This is a genomic window from Deinococcus radiotolerans (assembly GCF_014647435.1).
Classification (GTDB): Bacteria; Deinococcota; Deinococci; order Deinococcales; family Deinococcaceae; genus Deinococcus; species Deinococcus radiotolerans.
The window spans coordinates 42,321-64,267 of record NZ_BMPE01000008.1 but is presented as its reverse complement, the minus strand read 5'-3'; the positions used below and the strand labels follow the sequence as shown (position 1 = coordinate 64,267).

Annotated in this window: 17 protein-coding genes and 1 tRNA gene; 10 read left to right on the top strand and 8 right to left on the bottom strand. The window is 68.1% G+C overall.

What is annotated here, in order from left to right:
- Positions 1-4: 4 nt before the first annotated feature.
- From IEY63_RS13645 to IEY63_RS13630, 5 genes are all read right to left on the bottom strand, one after another.
- Entirely contained in the window at positions 5-1,735 is a 1,731-nt protein-coding gene (locus IEY63_RS13645; RefSeq protein WP_189069560.1) for a b(o/a)3-type cytochrome-c oxidase subunit 1, read from the bottom strand.
- Positions 1,732-2,328 (bottom strand): cupredoxin domain-containing protein, encoded by a 597-nt coding sequence (locus IEY63_RS13640; RefSeq protein WP_189069559.1) that lies wholly within the window; start codon positions 2,326-2,328, stop codon positions 1,732-1,734. Before IEY63_RS13640 ends, IEY63_RS13645 begins: the two co-directional genes overlap by 4 nt.
- 1 nt (position 2,329) lies before the next feature.
- Complete coding sequence (locus tag IEY63_RS22465) at positions 2,330-2,461, bottom strand: hypothetical protein (RefSeq protein ID WP_268236006.1); 132 nt, start codon at positions 2,459-2,461, stop codon at positions 2,330-2,332.
- Entirely contained in the window at positions 2,458-2,910 is a 453-nt protein-coding gene (locus IEY63_RS13635; RefSeq protein ID WP_229784714.1) for a CBS domain-containing protein, read from the bottom strand. The genes IEY63_RS22465 and IEY63_RS13635 overlap by 4 nt, the downstream gene beginning before the upstream one ends.
- A 135-nt stretch (positions 2,911-3,045) precedes the next feature.
- Complete coding sequence (locus tag IEY63_RS13630; RefSeq protein ID WP_189069558.1) at positions 3,046-3,834, bottom strand: AfsR/SARP family transcriptional regulator; 789 nt, start codon at positions 3,832-3,834, stop codon at positions 3,046-3,048.
- 80 nt (positions 3,835-3,914) lie between these two features.
- Here IEY63_RS13630 and IEY63_RS13625 point away from each other — a divergent pair, with 80 nt between their 5' ends.
- A complete protein-coding gene (locus IEY63_RS13625; RefSeq protein WP_189069557.1) occupies positions 3,915-5,057 on the top strand; it encodes an acyl-CoA dehydrogenase family protein in 1,143 nt (380 codons plus the stop codon).
- On the opposite strand, the gene IEY63_RS13620 is transcribed toward IEY63_RS13625, so the two are convergent.
- Both IEY63_RS13620 and IEY63_RS13615 read right to left on the bottom strand, forming a co-directional pair.
- A complete protein-coding gene (locus IEY63_RS13620) occupies positions 5,032-5,952 on the bottom strand; it encodes a HEAT repeat domain-containing protein (protein WP_189069556.1) in 921 nt (306 codons plus the stop codon). The two genes, IEY63_RS13625 and IEY63_RS13620, sit on opposite strands and share 26 nt — an antisense overlap.
- A 457-nt stretch (positions 5,953-6,409) precedes the next feature.
- Positions 6,410-7,471, bottom strand: a complete 1,062-nt coding sequence (locus IEY63_RS13615) for an alpha/beta hydrolase (RefSeq protein WP_189069555.1) — start codon at positions 7,469-7,471, stop codon at positions 6,410-6,412.
- A gap of 243 nt (positions 7,472-7,714) precedes the next feature.
- Here IEY63_RS13615 and lon point away from each other — a divergent pair, with 243 nt between their 5' ends.
- The 7 genes from lon (at position 7,715) to ppk1 (ending at position 17,967) form a co-directional block, all read left to right on the top strand.
- Positions 7,715-10,162 (top strand): endopeptidase La, encoded by a 2,448-nt coding sequence (gene lon, locus IEY63_RS13610; protein WP_189069554.1) that lies wholly within the window; start codon positions 7,715-7,717, stop codon positions 10,160-10,162.
- Positions 10,163-10,247: 85 nt separating this feature from the next.
- Positions 10,248-11,117: a hypothetical protein gene (locus tag IEY63_RS13605; protein ID WP_189069553.1), complete on the top strand. Its 870-nt coding sequence runs from the start codon at positions 10,248-10,250 to the stop codon at positions 11,115-11,117.
- 41 nt (positions 11,118-11,158) lie between these two features.
- The gene (locus tag IEY63_RS13600; RefSeq protein WP_189069552.1) at positions 11,159-11,686 is read left to right on the top strand and encodes a YqgE/AlgH family protein; all 528 of its coding nucleotides are present in this window, start codon (positions 11,159-11,161) and stop codon (positions 11,684-11,686) included.
- 138 nt (positions 11,687-11,824) lie between these two features.
- Positions 11,825-14,194 (top strand): hypothetical protein, encoded by a 2,370-nt coding sequence (locus tag IEY63_RS13595; protein ID WP_189069551.1) that lies wholly within the window; start codon positions 11,825-11,827, stop codon positions 14,192-14,194.
- Positions 14,195-14,259: 65 nt separating this feature from the next.
- Positions 14,260-15,231, top strand: a complete 972-nt coding sequence (locus IEY63_RS13590; RefSeq protein WP_229784713.1) for a hypothetical protein — start codon at positions 14,260-14,262, stop codon at positions 15,229-15,231.
- 55 nt (positions 15,232-15,286) lie between these two features.
- Positions 15,287-15,778, top strand: a complete 492-nt coding sequence (locus IEY63_RS13585; RefSeq protein WP_229784712.1) for a hypothetical protein — start codon at positions 15,287-15,289, stop codon at positions 15,776-15,778.
- Between the two features lie 68 nt (positions 15,779-15,846).
- Positions 15,847-17,967 (top strand): polyphosphate kinase 1, encoded by a 2,121-nt coding sequence (ppk1, locus tag IEY63_RS13580; RefSeq protein ID WP_189069549.1) that lies wholly within the window; start codon positions 15,847-15,849, stop codon positions 17,965-17,967.
- Positions 17,968-18,072: 105 nt separating this feature from the next.
- On the opposite strand, the gene IEY63_RS13575 is transcribed toward ppk1, so the two are convergent.
- Complete coding sequence (locus IEY63_RS13575) at positions 18,073-19,752, bottom strand: 30S ribosomal protein S1 (RefSeq protein ID WP_189069548.1); 1,680 nt, start codon at positions 19,750-19,752, stop codon at positions 18,073-18,075.
- 301 nt (positions 19,753-20,053) lie between these two features.
- On the opposite strand from IEY63_RS13575, the gene IEY63_RS13570 reads away from it, so the two are divergent.
- Together IEY63_RS13570 and treS are read left to right on the top strand one after the other, a co-directional pair.
- Positions 20,054-20,127: transfer RNA gene (locus IEY63_RS13570), tRNA-Gln, on the top strand.
- A 130-nt stretch (positions 20,128-20,257) separates the two neighbouring features.
- Positions 20,258-21,916, top strand: coding sequence for a maltose alpha-D-glucosyltransferase (treS, locus tag IEY63_RS13565; RefSeq protein WP_189069547.1), 1,659 nt, complete (start codon positions 20,258-20,260; stop codon positions 21,914-21,916).
- Positions 21,917-21,947 lie beyond the last annotated feature (31 nt).

Genomic DNA, 21,947 nt, shown 5'->3' with positions numbered 1-21,947 from the left:
CCGCTCACCAGAGCCTCTGGCCGGGAATGAACTGGTAGTTCGCCAGCATCGGCGCGATGACCGGGCCGTACACCAAGATCACCAGCACGAGGGCCACGAACGTCAGGGCCAGCAGCGGCTCGGTGCGGCGCACCAGCGGGCTCGCCCCGGCCAGGGTCTCCCCGGCGGGGCTGATGGCCTCACTGGCGGGGATCGGGGTGCTTTCCGGGTCGTCCACGCGCCGGGAGAGCAGCGTGCGCCACAGCACCGTGTAGAAGAGGATGGCCGCGATGAACAGCACGATGCCGCTGGCCGCCGTGATCGCCTTCGGCAGACCGAGGTGCATGGCGTCGTACACCGCCTGCTGCGTCGAGGCGCTCACCTGCGCGCGCCGGGGCACGCCCGCCAGGCCCTGCCAGTGCATGCCCAGCGCGAAGAGCATCATGCCCGTGAACCACCACCACACCGACGCCAGCGCCAGGCGGGGCGACGCGAGCCGCTTGCCGGTCAGGTGCGGCACCAGCCAGAACATCACGCCCATGAACGTCAGGGTGGTCGCCGTGCCCACCGTGATGTGGAAGTGCCCGGGAATCCACGCGGTGTTGTGAATCACCGGCGAGAACGCAATGGACGCGTTCACAATGCCGCCCGCCCCGCCGAAAATGAACGAGATCATGGCGAGCACCTGCGCGGTCATGCTGGCGTTCCCCCACGGCAGGCGGCGCACCCAGCCGATCAGGCCCCGGCCCCCCCGGGCGCGGGCGGCGTCCTCCAGCGACGCGGCGGCGCTGAACGCGGTCAGCAGGCTGGGCACCGCGACCAGGAACGTCAGGAACATGTGGATGATCTTCCAGCTGTTCTGCACGTTCGGGTCGGCGTACTGGTGGTGCAGGCCCACGGGCACGCTGAACACCAGGAACATCGCGAACGCCAGGCGGGTCAGGCCCTCGCTGGCCATGCGGCCCCCCGCCTGCCGCGGCAGGAACGCGTACCACGAGATGTATGCCGGCAGCAGCCAGAAGTACACGATGGGGTGCCCCGTCCACCAGAACAGCGTGCGGGCCAGCAGCGGGTCCACGCCGCGGGTCAGGCCCAGCGACCAGGGGATCAGCATGACCACAACCTCAATCACGAGGCCCAGCGCCGCCACGACCCACATCAGCCACGTGGCGACACTCATGTACGTCACGACGGGCGTCACGCGGCCCGGGTGGGCGCGTTTCCAGGCCAGCCACAGCCACACGACCTGCCCGGCCACCAGCAGGCTCGCGGCGACCATCACGGCCGCGCCGATGTAGAACACCGGGCTGCCCTCCAGCGGCGGGTAGAAGGTGTACAGCACCGTCGCGTTGTTCGTCAGCAGCGGCACAGCGGCCGTGAGCAGCCCCGCGGTCATCATCAGGTACGTGAACCACGCAAATTTCATGTTCGGGCGGGCGTTCAGGTCGCGCACCGGCAGGTACAGCATCCAGCCGCTGATGAAGAACTGCGTGAACACCAGTGCGTTCAGCACGCCGTGCAGCGTCAGGCCCTGGTAGTACGACTTGATCAGGACCTTCAGCAGGGGATAGTCGTACACGTTGATGCCGCCGTAGTTCAGCGCCTGCAGCGGCCCCAGCAGCACGCCGATCATCAGGGCGATGAAGGCGGTCACGGCGTAGTACTGCGTGAGCTTCTTGAGGCTGCTCAGCGTGGCGGCGTCCAGGCCCGGCAGCGCCGCGCTGGGGGCCGACTTGGAGGGAAGGGCGGTGGTCACTGGGTCTCCTTGGCGCCTGTGGCAGGCGGGTCGACCACGAAGCGGGTGATCATGTTGTGATGCCCCACTCCGCAGTACTCGTTGCAGATGGCGTGCTGCTCACCCGGGTGGCGGAACGTGACGGTCAGGGAGGCGACGTGCCCAGGCAGGATCTCGGCGTTGATGTTCGTGCCGGTCACCTCGAACCCGTGCGCGACGTCGGTCGCGGTGACGTGCAGCGTGACGGGGACGCCCGCCGGGACGCGCAGCACTGCGGGCTGGAACGTGAAGTTCCCCGCCACGATGTACGCGTCCAGGGTGCCCTGAGCGTTCAGGGCAGGCTGCCCGGCCGCGTCCACGACCAGGCCCGGTTTCGCGAAGGGCGTCTCGGCCAGAGTCTTCGGATCCACACGGCCCCGGACAATGGGACCGTCGTGCGCATGCCCGCTGCCCGCGTCCAGCAGCGGGTAGGTGCCGCTGATCACGCTGGCCAGCACGCCCACGAACAGCAGCGCCGTCATGACCACCGCCACGCCCAGCCACGCGGTCTCGTAGCGTTCCAGGGCGTGGTGATCCAGCCGGGCGGGCGGGGCGGATTCAGGTGCGCGGCTCATGTCAGGCCCGCCCCTGCAGGACGCCCAGCGCCAGCATCCACAGGCTCAGGATGCTCAGCACCAGGGTGATCACCACGACCAGCGCGCCGCGCGGGGCCTCACCGCCCTCCTGCGGGTGGTGAGGGCCGCTCACGCCGGCCCCTCCGCGCCACTCTGGGCGGCACCGGGTTTCAGTCCGTCCTCGTACGCGTAATCGCGCAGCACGTCGCTGACCGTCACGACCCCCACCACGCGCCCCTGGTCGTCCACGACGGGCAGCGCGCCCACCCGGTGGGTGAGCATGGTGTGCGCCGCGTCCCGCGCGTCCGCGTCAGGGCGGGTGGTCAGCACCGAGCGGCGCATCACGTCCGCCACCGTCACGGCCGCCAGCCGCGTCGTGGCCTCCCACGGCGACAGGCTGGACACGCGGCTGGGCATGGCCTCACGCACGTCACGGTCGGTCACGATGCCCACGAGGACCGCGCCGTCCATCACGGGCAGGCGCCGGATGCCGCGCGAGCGCATCAGGTGCGCCGCATCCGGCAGGGACAGGGTGGGGGCCGCCGTGATCACCGGGGCCGTCATCAATTCAAGAACTTGCATGGAACACCTCCATGCCGTGAGGGTCCGGTGAGGGCATTACGAAGGCATTACGGCAGGGTCCGCGTCAGCCAGGAACGGCCAGGACGACAAAACACGGGGCCCCGGACGACGCCGGGACCCTTCATGCCAGTCGCCCTACTTGTCGCTTGTGGCGCCCGACGGGCGGAAGGGGGCAGTCACGCAGGGCAACTCGCCGCCCTTGAGCCGCTCCGCGAAATCCACCGTTTCCGGCATGGGCGTATCCCCGATCTCCGTGGCGAGGTAATGCCGGTACCGTCGGTAATGCTCCGTCGCGGCGTACCGGTCACGGGTCATGGCCAGGCAGGCCATGAGGCGCTGGTGGTGGTCCTCGCCGATCAGCGGGTCGGCCTGCGCGGCCCGCACGAGTTCCTGCGCGGCCAGGGGGCACTCGTGCGCCGCGCAGTGCAGCTGCGACAGGGTCAGGTGCGCCTCCACAACCGCCGCGCGGTGCGCCTGCCGCGCCTCCTGCACCCACTCGCCCGTCAGGTGCGGCAGGTACTCCCCGTCCGCGCACGCCAGCGCCCGGCGCAGCAGTTCCTCCTGCGCGCGCGGCAGCTCGGCCTCCCGCGCGCCGTGCAGCGCCCGGTGCAGCGCCGCCGTATCACTCGCCGCCAGCAGGTCCGGGTGCAGCGCGTACCGCCCGCCCCGCTCGGTCACCGCCTCAGGGAAGTCCAGCGCGTGCCGCAGGCGGTGCAGCGCCACCCGGAAGCGGTTCGCGGCGGCCGGCGTGTCCTCCAGATCCCACAGGTCGCGCAGCAGATCATGCCGGTACCGGCCGTCCGGATGCGCGTGCAGGTACCACAGCAACTCCTCCGCGCTGCGGGCGGGCCACACGATGGGCACGCCGCCCCGCAGCACCTCCGCCTGACCCAGCGACCGCAGCAACCAGCGCCCGTCCGTCATGCCCGCCACCCCCTGCCCGTATGGTGCCACGCCCGGGCACCGACAGGTATCCCGCAGTCAGGGAGTACGCTGGGAGCCACATGAACTTCGAGCTGCCCGGCGACCTGCGCGACATGCAGGCGACCATCCGCGACTTCATGCTCAGCCGCGTCGAACCCCGCGCGCACGAGATCGAGGACACCAACCACGTCCCCGACGACCTGCTCCGCGAGGCGGCCAACCTGGGCCTGTTCGGCCTGAGCATCCCCGAGGAGTACGGCGGCGTCGGCCTGAGCACCCTGGGCCGCTGCGCCGTGTACGAGGCCATGGGCATGGGCCACATGGGCTTCGGCGGCGTGATCAGCGCGCACGCCAGCATCGGCACCAGCGGCCTGGTCAAACTCGGCACGCCCGACCAGAAAGAGCGCTTCCTGCCCCGCATGGCCACCGGCGAGTGCATCGCGGGCTTCGCCATCACCGAACCCAGCAGCGGCAGTGACGCCGCGAACATCCGCACCCGCGCCGAGAAGAAAGGCGACACGTACGTCCTGAACGGCACCAAGCACTACATCAGCAATGCGCCCATCGCGGGCCTGCTGACCGTCATCGCCGTCACCGACCCCGCCCGCGGCAGCAAGGGCATGAGCGCCTTCCTGGTCGAGCCGCAGCGCACGCCCGGCGTCAGCATCGGCAAGATCGACGAGAAAATGGGGCAGAAGGGCGCCCTGAGCGCCGAGGTCATCTTCCAGGACGCCGAGATCCCCGCAGGGAATCTCCTCGGCCCCGAACACCTCGGCTACCGCGAGGCCCTCGGCATCCTCACGAACGGCCGCGTCGGCATCGCCGCGCGCAGCACTGGCGCCATGCAGCGCCTCCTCGACCTCTCCATCGCGCACGCCAAGACCCGCGAACAGTTCGGGCAGCCCATCGCGCAGTTCCAGGCCGTGCAGTTCATGCTCGCCGAGATGGACATCGCCATCCAGACCAGCCGCGTCCTGTGGCAGAAAGTCGCCTGGATGGTCGACGAGGGCCAGGACGTGCGCCGCATGGCCTCGGTCGCCAAGTACCACGCCACCGAAGCCCTCTCCCAGGTCGCAGACAAGGCCGTGCAGGTCGCAGGCGGCATGGGCTACATGAAAGACAGCCCCGTCGAACGCTACTACCGCGACCAGCGCCTCCTGCGCATCTACGAAGGCACCAGCGAAATCCAGAAACTCATCATCGCAGGCGACCTGCTGCGCTAAGAGCCTCGGTGGCGAGACTCCGGACTTCCGGGCTGGCGTCCAGTCGCGCCTCGGCCAGCAGGTCCGGTGGCGCGGCGTCATGCTCGATCAGCACCGCCAGCATTCGTTCACGACAGCATGCGCAGGGCTGCTGAGGGAAGGCTCCGGTGAGAAGCTTCAGCAGCCCCTCGTCAGGGAATTGCTCAGCGATGTCTGCCACATTGCGCAGGAAGCTCTGGCGCTCCCCTGCTTTCAGTTGTTCTTGAAGGCCGTTCAGCTGCATGCAGATCAGCTGTTCGTCACCGGGGCGGTAGTTCAACCGCAGGAGCGAGGTGGCCTCCTCACTGAACCGCTGCGGGGTGCGCAGGAGTTCAAGGGCGAATTCACGCACCCGCTCGTGCTGAATGTGACCCAGGGCGCGCAGGGCCCGGAAGGCCACCCCGTTATCCTCGTGACGTACCAGGCTCAGCAGCCGCCTCAGCGCGCCCGGAACGCCGTGACGCATGAACAGGCTGAGGAGCAGGCGAAGTTTCGCTGGATCTTCGGTGTTGAGATCAGTGGTCAGTCTCTGCCAGTCCGGTGGGGTGAGGCGGTGGATGAGCTGGTAAGGCAGCATGGACACCGGGTGTAGACGCGGCTGAACGGCGTCATGGATCAGCATGTGCACGTGCTGGTAGGCGTCTGTGGGCCTTGGGTTTGAAGCTTTTTGCTGCTTTCGCTTCCGCGCTCGATCCGCGTTTCCTCTGGGTCGCAGGGCTTCGGGCAGGTTCTTCAACTCGCTCTCCACAGCGTCGTCGCCCAGCAGCGTGCGGGCCTCCCACACGTAGGGATGATGACTGGCGTCCGGGCTGGTCGCGGTGAAGCGGTGCTGGTCCTGCACGATCTGCCTCAATCCATTCAGGCCGTCCAGCTGCACGAGGGCAGGGGAGAGCAGATCCCACAGGGGTGTCTCGGCCCGCGCAGCGCTGCGGTACTTGTCTCTGAGGGCCTTTGCGGCGCGCTGGTCGCCTTGCTGGCCCAGCGCGGTCAGGATATTCACCCACTGGTTTACGTCCCAGCGGCGTGCTGTGGCGTTCCGCGCATGCTTCACGCGGGGGATGAGGATCTCGGCAGCGTCCAGCGGTGGTGAGAGGCGTGCGCAGGCCTCCAGAAGGTAGGTGGTGCGGGGTGGTTCGCACTGAGGATCGTAAGCCTGGTTGTGCAGCAGGCCTTGGGTCACGGCTTCCCGGAGTTCTGGGGCGGCCGCGTGCTCGGAGAGGTACACCAAGGCGCGGCCCAGGCCAGCGTGGAACGCGTCGGTAAATTCCGTTGAGGGGACGGTCATTCCTGGTCATCTTCCCAGGCGGATGTGGTGGGAACATCCGCTGATTGGCTCAGCCTTCGCGCCACCAGCGCAGGAAGGCAGGTAGGCGTTCTTTCCAGGCGGGTTCGTCGTGCCAGTGGCCCTCGCCGACCGTGAAGTGGGTTTCGCGGACGTGCAGGGTGAGCTGGGCGGTGAGGTCCCGGGCCAGGTGCAGCACCTCCTGCGCGCCTTGCACGCTGCTGCCCTCGTGGTCGCCCATGTCGATCCACACGCGCGCCTGGGGGTCGCTGCGGCCATTCAGCCAGCGCAGGAACGCGAAGTCGGCGGGCCACACGGCGGGGCTGAGCACGCCCAGCGTGCCGTAGGTGCCGGGGTCGCGCAGGCCCGCGTACGCGGTGATCAGCCCGCCGAACGAGGACCCGGCCAGTGCGGTGTCCTGCGCCGGGATGGGGCCGAAGCGGGCGTGTAGGTGCGGTAGCAGGGTTCCCCGGAGCCAGTCGGCGTACTCGTCCGCGCCGCTGTCTTGGTCGTTCATCTCGAAGGGGAAGGGCACGTAGCGGCGGCTGCGGTCGTCGTTCACGGGCAGCGCCGCGATGCGGATGGGGTGCCCGGCGTCCGCGAGGGCTCGCCCGGCCCCGGCGGCGTCCCAGCTGTCCCCGGCGAAGGTGGGGCCCTCGTCGAAGACGTTCTGCCCGTCATGCAGGATCAGCAGGGGCAGCGGGCCGTCGTGGCCATCGGGCCACCAGAGGCGCACGGGTTGTTCACCCCAGGGGGCACTCAGCACGGTTTCCTCGCGGGGTGGGGTGCTGCGGGCGGGGCGGCGTCCACCTGTGCGCTCGTCCTGCCAGCCCGCCACGGTCAGTGGGAGTGTGGTGTCGCCGCGTACGATCACGCGGTGGGCGCGGGCGCGGCTGCCCCAGGCGTCGCCCTCCTCGGTGACCGTGCCGTCCGGGTTCACGCGGCGGACCTTCACCTGCGCCAGGGTTCCGTCGGGCAGTTCGGCGTGCAGGGTGCTGCCGCTGAAGGTCCAGCCGTGAGGGTCGCTGCTCCAGGCCCGGTGATCACCGGTCAGGAAGAGGGTTCCCGGTGGGGTGCCAGGGGGCAGGGTCAGCTGGAGGGTCACGCGGGGCATGGGGGCAGTCTAGGAGGGTCAGGCAGTGGTGAAGGTCTCGTCAGCTTCACGTGAGGGTTGTGTCAGGCGTGTGGGCGTAGGCTTTTGTCGTGGAGGACGAGGTTTGAAGTGGTCTCGTTCGGGTCGGCTGCGGCTTGCCCCCACCCTGGAAACTTGATATAGTTGCACTCAAGTTTCCTGGATGCAGGAGTTTCAGGAACCCGCTCTCACCAAGACCCCACCCGGGCGAAAAGGAGTTCCGAGATGCCCACCAACACCCTCCCCAGCAACGTTCCCGTCTGCCCGGTCCGCGGCAGCGTGATCTACCCCACGATGGTCCAGCACATCGACGCCAGCCGCGCGCTGTCCATCGGCGCGATCGAGGCGGCCATGGGCAGCGACAAGGTCATCCTGATCGTCTCCCAGCGCGACAAGGACATCGACGACCCCAAGGGCAGCGACCTGTACGACGTCGGCACCGCCTGCAACGTCCTGCGCGTGCGCAAGAACCCCGACGGCACCGTGCAGATGCTCGTGTCTGCCGTCGCGCGCGTCCGCGCCAGCAACTACCAGCGTGGCGATTACCTCAGCGCCGACATCACCCCCCTGAACGCCGAGGCCGACGACACCGTCGAACTCCAGGCGCTGGGCCGTGAACTGCGCGAGCGTTTCGACGCCCTGGCCAGCGGCGGTAAGCTGAACGCCGAGACCGTCCAGACCATCCACAGCAAAGAAGACCTGGGCGAGATGGCCGACCACATCGCCTTCAACCTCGACTTCAAGCTGGATGACAAGCAGGCCCTGCTGGAACTGCCCAGCCTGACCGCCCGCATCCGCAAACTGCTCACCCTGCTCGACACCGAACAGGAAGTGCAGGCCGTGCAGGCCAAGATCCGCGCCCAGGTCAAGGAAGAGATCGACAAGAACCAGCGCGAGTACTACCTGCGCGAGCAGATGAAGGTCATCCAGAAGGAACTCCAGGGCGGCGAGGACGGCGAGGAAGGCGACGAGGCTGAAGCGTTCCGCGCCAAGCTGGACGCCCTCGACCTGAAACCTGACGTCCGCAAGGACATCGACCGCGAGGTCAACCGCCTGGCGCGCATGCACCCCGACGCCGCCGAGGCCAGCGTCATCCGCACGTACCTCACCTGGATCACCGAACTGCCCTGGAATACCCGCAGTGATGACCAGCTGGACGTCATGCAGGCCTCCCAGATCCTCGACGACGACCACTACGGCCTGGAGAAGGTCAAGGACCGCGTGCTGGAATTCCTGGCCGTGCGCCGCCTTCGCAAGGAACGCGCCGAACGCGGCGAACTGAGCGCCGAGGACGTCAACAAGGGCCCGATCCTGGTATTCACCGGCCCTCCCGGCGTCGGTAAGACCTCGATTGCGCAGAGCATCGCCAAGGCGCTGGGCCGCAAGTACGTCCGCATCGCCCTGGGCGGCGCCCGCGACGAGAGCGACATCCGTGGTCACCGCCGCACGTACATCGGCGCGATGCCCGGCCGCCTCATCCAGGGCATCCGCACCGCCGGCACCAAGAACCCCGTGATCCTCCTCGACGAGGTCGACAAGCTCGGCAGCAGCTACCAGGGTGACCCCTCGGCGGCCCTGCTGGAAGTGCTCGACCCCTCGCAGAACCAGCACTTCACCGACCACTACCTGGGCGTGCCCTTCGACCTCAGCGAGACGATGTTCATCGCCACCGCCAACTACCCCGAGCAGATCCCGGCTGCGCTGATGGACCGCATGGAAGTCATCGACTTCTCCAGCTACATCGAGCAGGAGAAACTCGAGATCGCCAAGCGCTACCTGCTGCCCCGCCAGCTGATCGCCAACGGCCTGAAAGCCAACCAGATCGCGTTCACCGACGCCGCCCTGGAAAAACTCATCAGCCACTACACCCGCGAGGCCGGCGTCCGTAACCTCGAACGCGAGATCGGCACGGTCGCCCGCAAGGTCGCCCGCCGCATCGCCACCGGCGAGGTTAAGCGCGTCAAGGTCACCGACAAGGAACTCGACCGGTACCTCGGGCAGGCCCGCCACATCCCCGAAACCGAAGGCAAGGAAGACATGGTGGGCGTCAGCACCGGCATGTTCTACACCCCGGTCGGCGGTGACATCCTCTTCGTGGAAACCAGCACCAGCCCCGGCAAGGGCCTCGTCCTGACCGGCCAGCTCGGCGACGTCATGAAAGAAAGCGCCCGCGCCGCCCTGACCTACATCAAGGCCAACGCCGAACGCTTCCACATCGACAAGGCCCGCATTGACGACAGCGAGATCCACGTGCACGTCCCCGCCGGAGCGATCCCCAAGGAAGGCCCCAGCGCCGGCGGCGCCATGGTCACCAGCCTCATCAGCGCCCTGACCGGCATCCCCGCCCGCCACGACGTCGCCATGACCGGCGAGATGACCCTCACCGGCCGCTACCTGCCCATCGGCGGCCTGAAGGAGAAAGTGCTGGGTGCCCGCCGCGCTGGGATCAAGCACATCATCCTGCCCAAGGCGAACGAGGGTGACCTGCGCGACATCCCGCTGCACCTGCGCAGCAGCATGCGCTTCCACCCCTGCGAGACCGTGGATCAGGTGCTCGACGTGGCCCTCGTCGGCGGCCTGAAAGCCCTGGAAACGCCCCGCGACGGCAGCCCCGCCCCCACCCTCCCCGCCCCGAAACGCAAGAGCGCCCGCCGCACCGACGCCCGCGCGTAATCCCCCTCCCTCAGAACCTCCCCGTCCAGACTGGACGGGGAGGTTTGTGCATGTCCGCCCCGTCGCCGCCCTATCCTGCCGGGACATGCGCCGCCTGCTGCCCCTGCTGCTCCTGACCACCCTGTCCACCGCGCACGCCGCGTACTGCTACGACGTGCCCGGCGAGGACCGCACCCTGTTCCCACGCGTTCAGGGCAGTGCTCGGCAGGTGGTCGAGGAACGCCGCGAGACCGATCCTGCCCGACCGGGTGACGCAGCCCTGACCATCCGCACGTTCACCTTCCAGAGCGGTCAGCTGGCGCAGATCGAGACGCAAGCCCCGGGCGACCTGACCCGGTCACTGCTGACCCTGACCGGCAGGGCCGGCTACCAGCGCGCGGCAGGCGGCCTGGACGCCCTGTTCAGCGGCAAGGGCGTCACGCTCGCCGACGTGCAGCGGCAGCCCCGCCAGCCGGTCACCGTGACCTTCGACCCGCAGGGCCGCCTGACCGCATACAGCGGCGTGTGGGAGAACGAAACCTTCCAGGCCGTGAAGGAGCAGGTCAGCTGCACCTACTCCGCTGCGACACGGCAGGTGGTGGAGCGCGTCACCCGCGCCGGAGCCGTGGCCCAGGTGACCACCGCCCAGCTGGACGACCGCGGCCGCCTGATCCAGCGGGACATCGCCGCCAGCCTCCCCGGCTCTGGCCGCCGCGCCACGCGCCAGACCACCTACACCTACGCGCCGGACGGCACGGGTATCCGCGTGGAGGACCGCGCGAATGGTGAGCGCCTGCCCGCCGTGCTGATGACCACCGACGCTGCCGGGCGCGTCACGCGCATCCAGATGGCGGACCTGGGGGACGTGCAGGAACAGTGGCAGATCGAGTACGACGCGCAGGGCAACTGGGTGCGGCAGACCGGGACCATGCAGGGGCAGACGTTCATGACCGTCACGCGGCGCATCACGTACTGAACTGTTCTGAAGAGAGCGGCGGGGCGCGCTATCCTGTGCTCATGAGCGCGCCCGTGACGTTCCTGGTGGCCAGCCCGCACCTGCGCGGCGGACCGTTCGAAGGTGCGGTGATCCTCCTGCTGGAACACGACACGAAGGGCGCGATGGGCCTCATCGTGAACGCCTCGATGACCCAGAGCGTGCAGGACCTCATGCCGGAACTGGAGGGCCACCCGGAGCGCGCGTGGCTGGGCGGCCCGGTGGATCCGACGCTGGGCTGGTGCCTGTACCGGCAGCCCGTGACCATGGACGGGGAATTGCGGCTGCTGCCCGGCCTGACCGTATCGAGCAGCATGGACGTGCTGCGCGCCGTGGAGCGCAGCGGCCAGCCGTTCATGCTGGTCCTCGGGTACGCCGGGTGGGGGGCGGGTCAGCTGACCGAGGAGGCCCGCGAGGGCACCTGGGTCTGGGTGGAGCAGAGCACCCCGGACCTGCTGTGGGACGTGCCCGCCGAGGAGCGGTGGCAGGCGGCGCTGGACCGGCTGGGCGTGGACGCCTCACAGATCGTGCCAGGCGGCGCGCAGGCCTGACCTCGTCAGAAGGTTCATGACGGGTTTACCGGTCGGGCAGGCCCGGTCATTTCTGCTTGGCTGAACGGACGGTCACCTCTAGACTGGCCTGTCTCCTCTGCCGCGCCGACCCTCAATGTTCATTTTGCAGGTGCCGTCATGTTCGAACAGCCGCAACCCAAGGGCAAGAAAGCCAACCAGAAAAAACCCCTGACGCCAGGATCCAAGCCGCCCGCCCAGAAGGCGCCCGCCCGGCCAGCGCACGGCGCCCTGAAGGTCGGGCGAACCCCCGCGGCGCCCCGACCGGGCCTGAAGGCCGCGCCCATGATCGGCCCGGTCCTGCCACCCGCAGCGCGAAAGACAGCGCCCGCGAAACAGACCAACCCGACCCCAAAAATGGCGGGCCGGCCCGCCACGCCACCCCGCGAGGCCGGGGGCGTCATGGGCTTCTTCCGAAAGCAGTTGACCAGCCTGCACACCAGCGCCGCGAAGAACCTGCCGGGCCTGCTGGACGGCGCGAAGAAAGTCGTCAAGGGTGCCGCTGACTTCGCGAAGAATCCCGTCAAGGGCGTCATGAACGGCGCTGCCGCTGCGGGAAAGTACGCCGGGGCGAAACTGGATCAGTTCAAGAAGTGGTACGCCACCCCGGAAGGCAAGGCGAAATTCTGGAAGGGCGTCGCCCTGACCGCTGTGGCCGTCGCGACCGTCGCGACCGGCGGCGCGCTGACGGCGCCTGCCCTGGCGCTCGCCGCCGGGATCAGCGCTGGGGGCGGTATCGCTGCGCAGGTCGTGGAGAACAAGGTCTTCAACGCCGCCGCGAAAGCCAAAGCGCAAAAGGAGAAAGGGTATAAGTTCAAGGCACGCGGCACCTTCGAGGACGTCACCGCCAAGAGTATCGCCGTGGACGCTGTTGTCGGCAGTGTGGGCGGCCCGGTGTTCAAATTCGCCGGGAAGGCCGTGGTCGGCGTGGGACGCGCGTTCGGGAAGGGCCTCGCGCCCGCCGCGCGCGGCCTGGCTCACCTGGCGCAGGGCGCTCTGAAAGGCAGCGGGAAGGCCGCCGCCACCCTCGCGCGGCGCGTGCTGCCCACCGGCGCGAAGACCGTCCTGAAGAACGCCGGGAAGCTGGCGCAGAAATACCTCACGCAGCCCATTGGCCGCGCCGCCACGAACGTCAAGAACGCCGTCACCACCGGTGTCAGCAACGCCGCCGCGAAGGCCGGATCCGCTGCCCGCAAGGTCCGCGTCCTGACCTCCCGCCGCGCCCGACAGGCCCACGCGTACCTGAAAGCCCAGACGCCCACCCTCCGCAAACTGGCCAGCAGGGGCGCAGACGCGATCACCGGGAGCGTACGCAAGGGCGCGGCCAACCTCCGCAGGTGGGACAACACCGCCCTCTCCTTCCTGCGCAACCAGGCCCGGAAGAGCCCCGTCCTGAAAGCCGCACGCAAACTCCGCGACGCTGTGGACGGCGCCGGGAACAGCCTCAGCCGCAGGCTCACGAACGGCCGCGTCAAGGCCGCCGACCGTGTCGACGCCTGGAAGGCCGCGCTGGGCAGCAAAATCACCCAGACCAGCGTCGCCCGGCACGCCCGCCACCTCAAGGCCACCACCGTCCAGCGCCTCGACGACCTGATCGCCCGCAACCCCGACGGGCACGTCGCCAAGGCCATCGTGGAATTCCGCGCCAGCGGCACCGCCATCCGCACGCACCTGAACAAAGTCTGGGCCGACGCCAGCCACGACCTGAACAAGGACCTCTCCCGCCTGCTGGGCCGCCACGGCAGCGTCCAGGCGGACTTCAAGGTCCTGGCCGAGCAGGGCGCGCCACTGACCTACCAGGCAGAAGTCGCCCACGCCCGCGCTCTGGCCGAGCAGCGCCTCCGAGACAAGGTCGCGCAGGACACTGAGGCAGCCCTGCTGGCCCAGCCGAGTGCGCCTGGCGTCACGGTGAGCCAGACCGTCATCCGGCAGCGGGCTCAGGAAGCAGCAGATGCTGCCGTGAAGAAATCCGCTGACCTGCTGACCCGCCAGGCTGAGACCTTCGTCGCGCGGCATCCCTCCACGACCCTTCAGACGCTGGCCATGAAGACCGAGGCGCTGAATGCGTCGAAAAAGGCCATGGAGCGGTACTTCGGGAAGAACGCCGCTGATAAGGGTGCGTTCGAGCGGCTGGGCATGGCGCTGACCACTCCGGCCCGTGTGCCGATCAACGAGCGAATCGAGAAGTACGGCAAGGTGATTCAGGCACTGAAATCCACCACGCCACTGGCGTCGGTGGTCACGGTGGGCTCGGAAGCGGTGGACGAGGTGCTCAGTAAGGCCGCCGAGTCGGCCATCGCCGCGCCCGTGAAGGCGAAAGCGAAGGAACTCAAGGGCGATAAAGACGAGAAGAAGAAGGCCACCGAGGAAGAGGCCAGTGGTGTGTTGAAAGTTGCCGAGGATGTCCTGAAGGAACTCTTCCCCAGCCTCAACCCGGATGAGATCGTGGACGACACGGCCAAACAACTGAACATGAAGGCGGGCGACTGATGTTCGGACTGTTCAGGAAGAAACAGCCGGAGCCTCATCTGCGCCAGGGCGTTGAGGTTGGAGAGATGCGTGAGAACGCCCTGACCACGGTAGCGACGCTCGCTGCGGCGGGGGGAGAGCCTCACTCGTTCCAGCAGGTGGGGGAAGACACGGCCACGTTCACCTACCGGGGAATGAGCGTGACGATGCCTATCGTGGCGAACCTCCTCGGTCTGTCCCTGACGACTCGTGTGCCGGAATGCAACGTCTTACGGGCGGGGTCGGTGGCGGAGAAAGCGTTTGCGTACCGCTGCATTGATCATGTGTGCGGGTCGTGCGCGGGCGTGCGGGCGCATTTTGATCCGAGTTCGGGTGACCTGGTGCTGGGTGTGGAATCGGCGGGTTTTGACCGGCAGTTCCGGGCGGACACCCTGATTGATGTGGCGCTGTTCATGCTGGAGGAGGGGGTGATGGCGGCGCGGGCGTACCTGGGATTGCCGTTCACGGAGGCCGCGCGGCCCAGCGTGTCGCAGTGGCTGGGGGGCTTCCATTACGGCGAGGGGTTCAACGTGTACCCGACGGCGTCGGATGCGTTCGCGGTGTTCATGCGGAAGAAGTACCAGGCCGAGGAGGTGAGCCGGGACGCGACGTCGATTCTGCTCGCGTCGGGGCCGCTGCGGTTCGACGTGCGGTTCTTCGGGTGGCGGTTTGGGTACATGGTGGAGACGGCCACGCGGGGTTTCCGGCACGCGGCGCTGGATGACGAGCGGTACGTGCGGATTCAGGAGCGGCTGGCGCAGCCGGTGCGTGATCCGGGGGACGCTGGGGACGGCGGGTGGACCTTCCGTGATCCGGCCGGGTCGGCCATCGCGTACTTTCAGCCGGACGGGACGTTCGTGGTGGGCGAGTACGGGTTCGGGAATGCGCAGACTGAGGAGAACGGCGCGGCGTTCGAGCGGGTGGCGACGCGGCACCTGCTGAACATGCGGTACATGACGTTCCTCGCGGAGGACCTGCCGGAAGACCTGTACTCGGACGAGTCGAACCGCCCGAATTGAGCCCCCTGTCCCGCCGCCCTGACGTGGGCTGGCGGGTGTGCGCTGGAGGAATGATATGGCTGCGCAAGCGGTGAAGAAGAAGGTCGTGAAGGTCGCCCCCCCACCCCGGTCCGCGGCGCCCCTGCCGGAGGGGCTCGCGGCGGTCCGGGACGCCCTTGTGGCGCTGGGGTTCGCGGTGCAGGTGGACGCAGAGTCGGGCCTGGCGTTCATGTTCGAGGGTGGGCAGTACTACGTGCCTGCGCAGGGGGATGACGTGGGGTTCTATCACCTGCTGTTCCCTAACTTCTGGCCGCTGGAGTCCGATGAGGAGTACGGCCGGGCGCTGTTCGCGTGTGACGCCGTGAACCGGGAGGCGAAGCTGGTCAAGCTGCACACCGTGGACGGCGACGTGTGGGCGGGTGTGGAGGCGCTGCACGCGCAGCCGCAGGGGTTCGTGGAGGCCCTGCCGCGCTCCCTGATGTTCGTGCAGGAGGCGGTGCGCGCCTTCCGGGACGTGATGCTGGCCGCGCAGGACGCGGAGGAGGCCGGGCCGGAGCAGGACGTCTGATTGGGCGGGCCGTGCTGTAATGCGGTGACGGCCCGCTGACCGAAATCCTGTTCACTGCTGAAGGAGTCATGACTGTGCCTGCTGATAAGTCCCTGCCTGCCCGTTCCGTTTCCTCTCGTGGCCGCTCGCGGCGGAAGGAGGAACCCGGGGGGGAGGACGTGCGGACGCACAGCACGGTCGCCAACCCCGAGAGCCCCTTCCTGAACCGGGAGCTGTCCTGGCTGGCGTTCAATGAGCGCGTGCTGGCGGAGGCGCGCGATGAGCGCAACCCGCCGCTGGAGCGGCTGAAGTACGCGGCCATCTGCGGCAGCAACCTCGACGAGTTCTTCATGGTGCGCGTGGCGGGCATTCACCGTCAGATTGCGGCGGGCGTGAATACGCCGAGCCCGGACGGTCTGCTGCCGCGCGAGACGCTGGCGCTCGTGCGTGAACGGACGCAGGTGATGCTGCGTGAGATTGAGCGCGTGACCCGCAAGACCCTGCGGGACCTGAACGCGGCGGGCGTGCGGTTTGCGCGCGTCTCGGATCTGGGAAAGCGCGCGCGGGCGCAGCTGCGTGAGCATTACCTTGCGGAGATCCAGCCGGTGCTGACGCCGCTGGTGGTGGATCCCAGCCACCCCTTCCCGTACCTGAGTAACCTGAGCCTGAACCTCGCGGTGCTGCTTGACGGCGGTGAGGGTGAGGCTCCGGAGTTCGCGCGCGTGAAGGTGCCGGTGGGGGTGCTGCCGCGCGCGGTGTGCATTGCGGACACGATCCTGCTGCTGGAGGATGTGATCGCCGCGCACATCGGCGAGCTGTTCAAGGGCCGCACCGTGCTGGCCGCGCACGCGTTCCGCGTGACCCGCAACACCGATTACGAGTTCGAGGAGGAGGAGGCCGAGGACCTGCTCGCCACCATCGAGGACGGCCTGCGGCGGCGGCGTTTCGGGTCAGCGGTGCGCCTGGAGGTGATGCGGGACACGCCGCCGGCGCTCACCGCGTTCCTTCAGGAGCGGTTGCGGCTGGCCCCGGAGGACATCTTCCTGCTGGACGGCCCGCTGGGATCAGCGGACCTGATGGGCCTGCCCGTGAAACGCCCGGACCTGGGGTTTCCGGAGTTCGCGCCAGCGGTGCCGGACCTGGACGGTGATGAGGACAGCGGCATCTTCGATACGCTGCGCGCGGGAGACGTGCTGCTGCACCACCCGTACGACGGCTTCACGAATATCCTTGATTTCCTGGAGGAGGCCAGCCGCGACCCGCAGGTGCTGGCGATCAAGCAGACGCTGTACCGCACAGGGGACGATCCCCGCCTGCTCGCGGCGCTGCGCACGGCGGCGGAGAACGGCAAGCAGGTCGTGGCGCTGATCGAACTCAAGGCGCGCTTCGACGAGCAGCGCAACATCTCCTGGGCGCGCAAACTAGAGCGGGCCGGGGCGCACGTCGTGTACGGCGTCGCGGGCCTGAAGACGCACGCGAAGGTCACCATGATCGTCCGCCGCGAGGAGGGCGGGCTGCGCCGCTACGTGCACATCGGCACCGGGAACTACAACGCGAAGACCGCGCGGCTGTACACCGACCTGAGCCTGCTGTCCGCCCACCCGGATCTGGGCGCGGACGTCGCGGAACTGTTCAATCACCTGACCGGGTACGCGGAGGCCGAGTACACGCACCTGCTGGTCGCGCCGGACACCGCCCGCACGGGCTTTGAGGCGCTGCTGGACCGCGAGGCCGCGCACGCCCGGGACGGCCTGGACGCCTGGGTGCGCGTGAAGGTGAACCAGCTGACCGACCCGGGCATGGTCGAGGCGCTGTGCCGCGCCGCTCAGGCGGGCGTGCGGGTGGAACTGATCATCCGCGGCGTGTGCTGCCTACGCCCAGGCGTGCCGGGCCTGTCGCAGAACGTGCGGGTCCGCAGCCTGCTGGGCCGCTACCTAGAGCACGCGCGAGTGTACGCCTTCGGGAATGGCGGCAGTCCCGAGGTGTACTTCGGGAGTGCCGACTGGATGAGCCGCAACCTGGACCGCCGCGTCGAGGTAATCGCGCCGGTGCTGGATGACGGTCACCGCGAGGCGTTCCTGAGCATCCTGGACACCGAGTGGGCCGATACGCGCGGCTCGTGGGAACTGAACGCCGACGGTGAGTACATGAAGATCCCGGGGGATTTCAGCGCGCAGGGAACGTTTGCCGCGGCCCGGCACCCGCTGTAGACCTCAGGCGAGTGGGAGAGGGGAGGCCGCCTGGGCCTCCTTTCTTGTGCAGGGGCAACAAGAAACCCCCGGTGCGAACACCGGGGGGCCTTGAAGAGGCGGGGTTTAGCCCTGCTCTTCTTCGGTCTTCTTGTCGCCGCCCAGACCGAACTGGGCGAACAGGTCGGCGTACACGTCGCCGAGCTTGGTGCTGATCTTGCCGCCCTGCTGGGCGTCCTTGGCGTTGTACGCGTAGTCCGCGCCGCCTTCACGGCGACGGCCACCGCCGCGCTGGCCGCCCTGGCCACCGCTGTAGCGGTCGCTGCGGGCGCCGCCACCCTGGCTGACGTAGTCACGTTGGGTGGGCGCTGCGCCACCACCGAGGAAGCGGCGACGGCTGAGGCTGGCGCGCTGCTCGACGGGGTCGATGTTCAGGATGACGGCTTCGATCTCATCGCCCTTCTTGAACAGGTCGGCGGGGTTGTTGACGCGGTTCAGGTCGAGTTCGCTGATGTGGATCAGGCCCTCGATGCCTTCTTCGATCTCCATGAACACGCCGAAGTCGGTCATGCCGGTGATCTTGCCCTTCACGGGGGTGCCGGGCGGGTAGCGGTCAGGCAGGGCGCTCCAGGGATCATCCGTGGTCTGACGAATACCGAGGCTGATGCGGCGGTCCTTCGGATCGATGCGCAGGATGACGGCTTCGACCTCGTCGCCTTCCTTCATCACTTCGTTGGGGTGACGGACGCGCTTGGTCCAGCTCATCTCGCTGACGTGCACCAGACCTTCCAGGCCGGATTCCAGTTCGACGAACGCACCGAAGTTGGTGAGGTTCGTGACCTTGCCGTGCACTTTCTGGCCGATGCTGTACCGCTCGGTGGCGCCTTCCCAGGGGTCCTGGGTGAGGGCCTTCATGCTCAGGTTGATGCGTTCACGGTCGTTGTCCACGTCCATGACCTGCACCTGCACCTTGTCGCCCACCTTGACCACGTCGCGGGGGTGGTTGAAGCGGCCGTAGGTCAGTTCGCTGCGGTGAACGAGGCCGTCGATGCCGCCCAGGTTCACGAACACGCCGAAGTCGGTGATTTCGACGACTTCGCCTTCGAACTGCGCGCCGGCTTCCAGCTGGCCGACCGTGGCTTCACGGGCCTTGGCCTTCTGGGCTTCCAGGATGGCGCGGTGGCTGATGATCACGCGGTTGCGCTTGCGGTTGAGCTCGATGAGCTTGACCATCAGGGGCTTGCCCACGTAGGGGTCGAGGTCGTTCACGCGGCGGGTGTCCACCTGCGAGGCGGGCAGGAAGGCGCGGATGCCTTCAACCTGCGCGACCAGACCGCCGCGAACCTTCTCGAGTACGTCGACTTCGAAGGCTTCTTCGGCTTCCTGCATCTTCTCCAGGACGCGCCAGCCCTTGTCCTGATCGGCGCGCTTCTTGCTCAGCACGATCTGGCTGTTGGGCAGGTCGACGCGCACGACGTACGCTTCGATCTGTTCGCCGGACTTGTACATCTCCTGGGCCTGCTCCAGCGTGACGGGCTCGTCGCCCAGCTGGTTCAGGGGGATGATGCCTTCGACCTTGGCGCCGATGTCCACGGCAATGCCTTCCTGGCCGATGAACACGATGGTGCCGTCAACGATGTCGCCGCGGCTGACGTTCTGGGGTTCCTGCGCCTCACTGGCGAGGATGTCCTCCATGGTCATCGCGGGGTACTCGCGCTCCTCCACGGGGGTGGGGGTGCTGGGGGTGGTGCCCGTCGTGGGCTGAGTCCCGCCTTGCTGGGCGGGGGTCTGGGTGTTGTCTTCCATGAACTCCTGTCCTCCTGGGTGCGGGCGCTTTGCGGCGTCCGTACCGGCCTGATACCTGCTTCCCGACCCGGCTGTCCGGCCCTGGGGCACGGCGATGGGTGGGCGCGGCAACACCTTAGTGTACCAGAGTTCAGAGTGTCGCGGCAACTGCGCTCTGAACGCGGTCCAGACGGGTTGTACGGCGTTACGTCACGGAAGGCGGGTCGCGGCGCGGCAGGGGGGTGACTTGACGCCCGACCAAGTGGGTGTTTATACTCCCTCACGCTTCGCCTTACGGGCAAGCTGGTCAGAGCAAGACCGTTGGGGCATCGTCTAATGGCAGGACACCAGTCTCTGACACTGTCGATCTAGGTTCGAGTCCTAGTGCCCCAGCCACCACACCCACCCGCAAGGGTGGGTTTTTTCATGCCGCCTGCATTCCGGCCGCGCGTGGCGTGAGGGCTGTGAGGGCACCCCCAACGGCGTGGCAGCGCTTCCAGACCGGGCGTGTCTTAGACTCCAGATTATGACCAGTGTTCCCGCACCGGAGTGGTACAAGAGCGCCGTCTTCTACGAACTCTCGGTCCGCACCTTCGCGGACGGCAACGGCGACGGCAAAGGCGACTTCCCCGGCCTGACCGGCAAACTCGACTACCTGCGCGGCCTGGGCGTGGACGTCCTGTGGATCCTCCCGTGCTACCCCAGCCCCCTGCGTGACGACGGTTACGACGTCGCCGACTACGTGGGCATCCACCCGGACCTGGGCACCCTGGAGGACTTCAAGGTCTTCCTGCGTGAGGCCCACGCCCGCGGCCTGCGCGTCGTCACGGACTTCGTGACGAACCACACCAGCAGCGACCACCCCTGGTTCCAGGCGGCCCGGCGCGGCCCGACCCTCCCGGACGGCAGCCCCAACGAGTACCACGACTACTACGTCTGGAGCGACACCGGCACCGAGTACGCCGGGGCCAGGATCATCTTCACTGACACCGAGGTCAGCAACTGGACGCTGGACGAGCAGAGCGGCCGCTACTACTGGCACCGCTTCTTCTCCAGCCAGCCGGACCTGAACTACGACAACCCCCGCGTGACCGAGGAGATCCTGAACGCCGCGCGCTTCTGGCTGGACCTCGGCGTGGATGGCTTCCGCGTGGACGCCGTGCCCTACCTGATCGAGCGCGAGGGCACCAACTGCGAGAACCTGCCCGAAACGCACGACATCCTCAAACGCTTCCGGCGCATGGTCGACCAGGACTACCCCGGCCGCGTCCTGCTGGCCGAGGCGAACCAGTGGCCCGAGGAGGTCGTGGAGTACTTCGGCACGGACGCCGACCCCGAATTCCACATGTGCTTCAACTTCCCGGTCATGCCGCGGCTGTACATGAGCCTGAAGAAGGAGGACACCACCTCCATCCGCGAGATCATGGAGCGCCTGCCCGCCATCCCCGCGTTCGGGCAGTGGGTGACCTTCCTGCGCAACCACGACGAACTGACCCTAGAAATGGTCACTGACGACGAACGCGCCTTCATGTACGCCGCGTACGCCCCGGACACCCGCATGAAGATCAACGTGGGCATCCGCCGCCGCCTCGCGCCGCTGCTGGACAACGACCGGCGCCGCGTGGAACTCCTGACCACCGTCCTGCTGGCCCTGCCGGGCAGCCCCATCCTGTACTACGGCGACGAGATCGGCATGGGCGACGACCTGTCCCTGGCCGACCGCAACGGCGTGCGCACCCCCATGCAGTGGAACGCCGGCATGAGCGGCGGCTTTTCTACCGCCACGCCCGACCAGTGCTTCTTCCCGCCCATCGGGGACGCCGTCTACGGGTACGGCCGCGTGAATGTGCAGAGTCAGGAACAGGACCCCAGCAGCCTCCTGAAATGGACCAGTCGCCAGCTGGAACTCCGCCGCCGCCACCCGGCCTTCGCCGTGGGCGACCTGACATTCATTGACACCGACAACCCCGCCATCCTGGCCTTCACGCGCCGCACCGGGGACGAGACGCTGCTGATCGTCAGCAACTTCGCCGGGAACGCCCAGTCGGTCCACCTGAACCTTGACCAGTTCGTCGGGCGCGTGCCCGTCACGCTGGCCGGCGCCAGTCCCTTCCCCGCCATCGGCGAGACGCCGTACGCCATGATCCTCGGGAAGTACGACTACTACTGGCTGCGCCTGAACTGAACCCGGCCCACCGCGCGGAACAGGCCGACTG

Coding starts and splice junctions, on each gene's coding strand:
- IEY63_RS13615 (WP_189069555.1), bottom strand. CDS start 7,471: ATGCCCCGCGTGACCCTCCAGCTGACCCTGCCCCCTGGCACCCCACCG.
- IEY63_RS13605 (WP_189069553.1), top strand. CDS start 10,248: ATGCGCCGCCTGCTGCCCCTGCTGCTCCTGACCACCCTGTCCACCGCG.
- IEY63_RS13625 (WP_189069557.1), top strand. CDS start 3,915: ATGAACTTCGAGCTGCCCGGCGACCTGCGCGACATGCAGGCGACCATC.
- ppk1 (WP_189069549.1), top strand. CDS start 15,847: ATGACTGTGCCTGCTGATAAGTCCCTGCCTGCCCGTTCCGTTTCCTCT.
- lon (WP_189069554.1), top strand. CDS start 7,715: ATGCCCACCAACACCCTCCCCAGCAACGTTCCCGTCTGCCCGGTCCGC.
- IEY63_RS13600 (WP_189069552.1), top strand. CDS start 11,159: ATGAGCGCGCCCGTGACGTTCCTGGTGGCCAGCCCGCACCTGCGCGGC.
- IEY63_RS13575 (WP_189069548.1), bottom strand. CDS start 19,752: ATGGAAGACAACACCCAGACCCCCGCCCAGCAAGGCGGGACTCAGCCC.
- IEY63_RS13630 (WP_189069558.1), bottom strand. CDS start 3,834: ATGACGGACGGGCGCTGGTTGCTGCGGTCGCTGGGTCAGGCGGAGGTG.
- IEY63_RS13635 (WP_229784714.1), bottom strand. CDS start 2,910: ATGCAAGTTCTTGAATTGATGACGGCCCCGGTGATCACGGCGGCCCCC.
- IEY63_RS13640 (WP_189069559.1), bottom strand. CDS start 2,328: ATGAGCCGCGCACCTGAATCCGCCCCGCCCGCCCGGCTGGATCACCAC.
- IEY63_RS13585 (WP_229784712.1), top strand. CDS start 15,287: ATGGCTGCGCAAGCGGTGAAGAAGAAGGTCGTGAAGGTCGCCCCCCCA.
- IEY63_RS13590 (WP_229784713.1), top strand. CDS start 14,260: ATGCGTGAGAACGCCCTGACCACGGTAGCGACGCTCGCTGCGGCGGGG.
- IEY63_RS13595 (WP_189069551.1), top strand. CDS start 11,825: ATGTTCGAACAGCCGCAACCCAAGGGCAAGAAAGCCAACCAGAAAAAA.
- treS (WP_189069547.1), top strand. CDS start 20,258: ATGACCAGTGTTCCCGCACCGGAGTGGTACAAGAGCGCCGTCTTCTAC.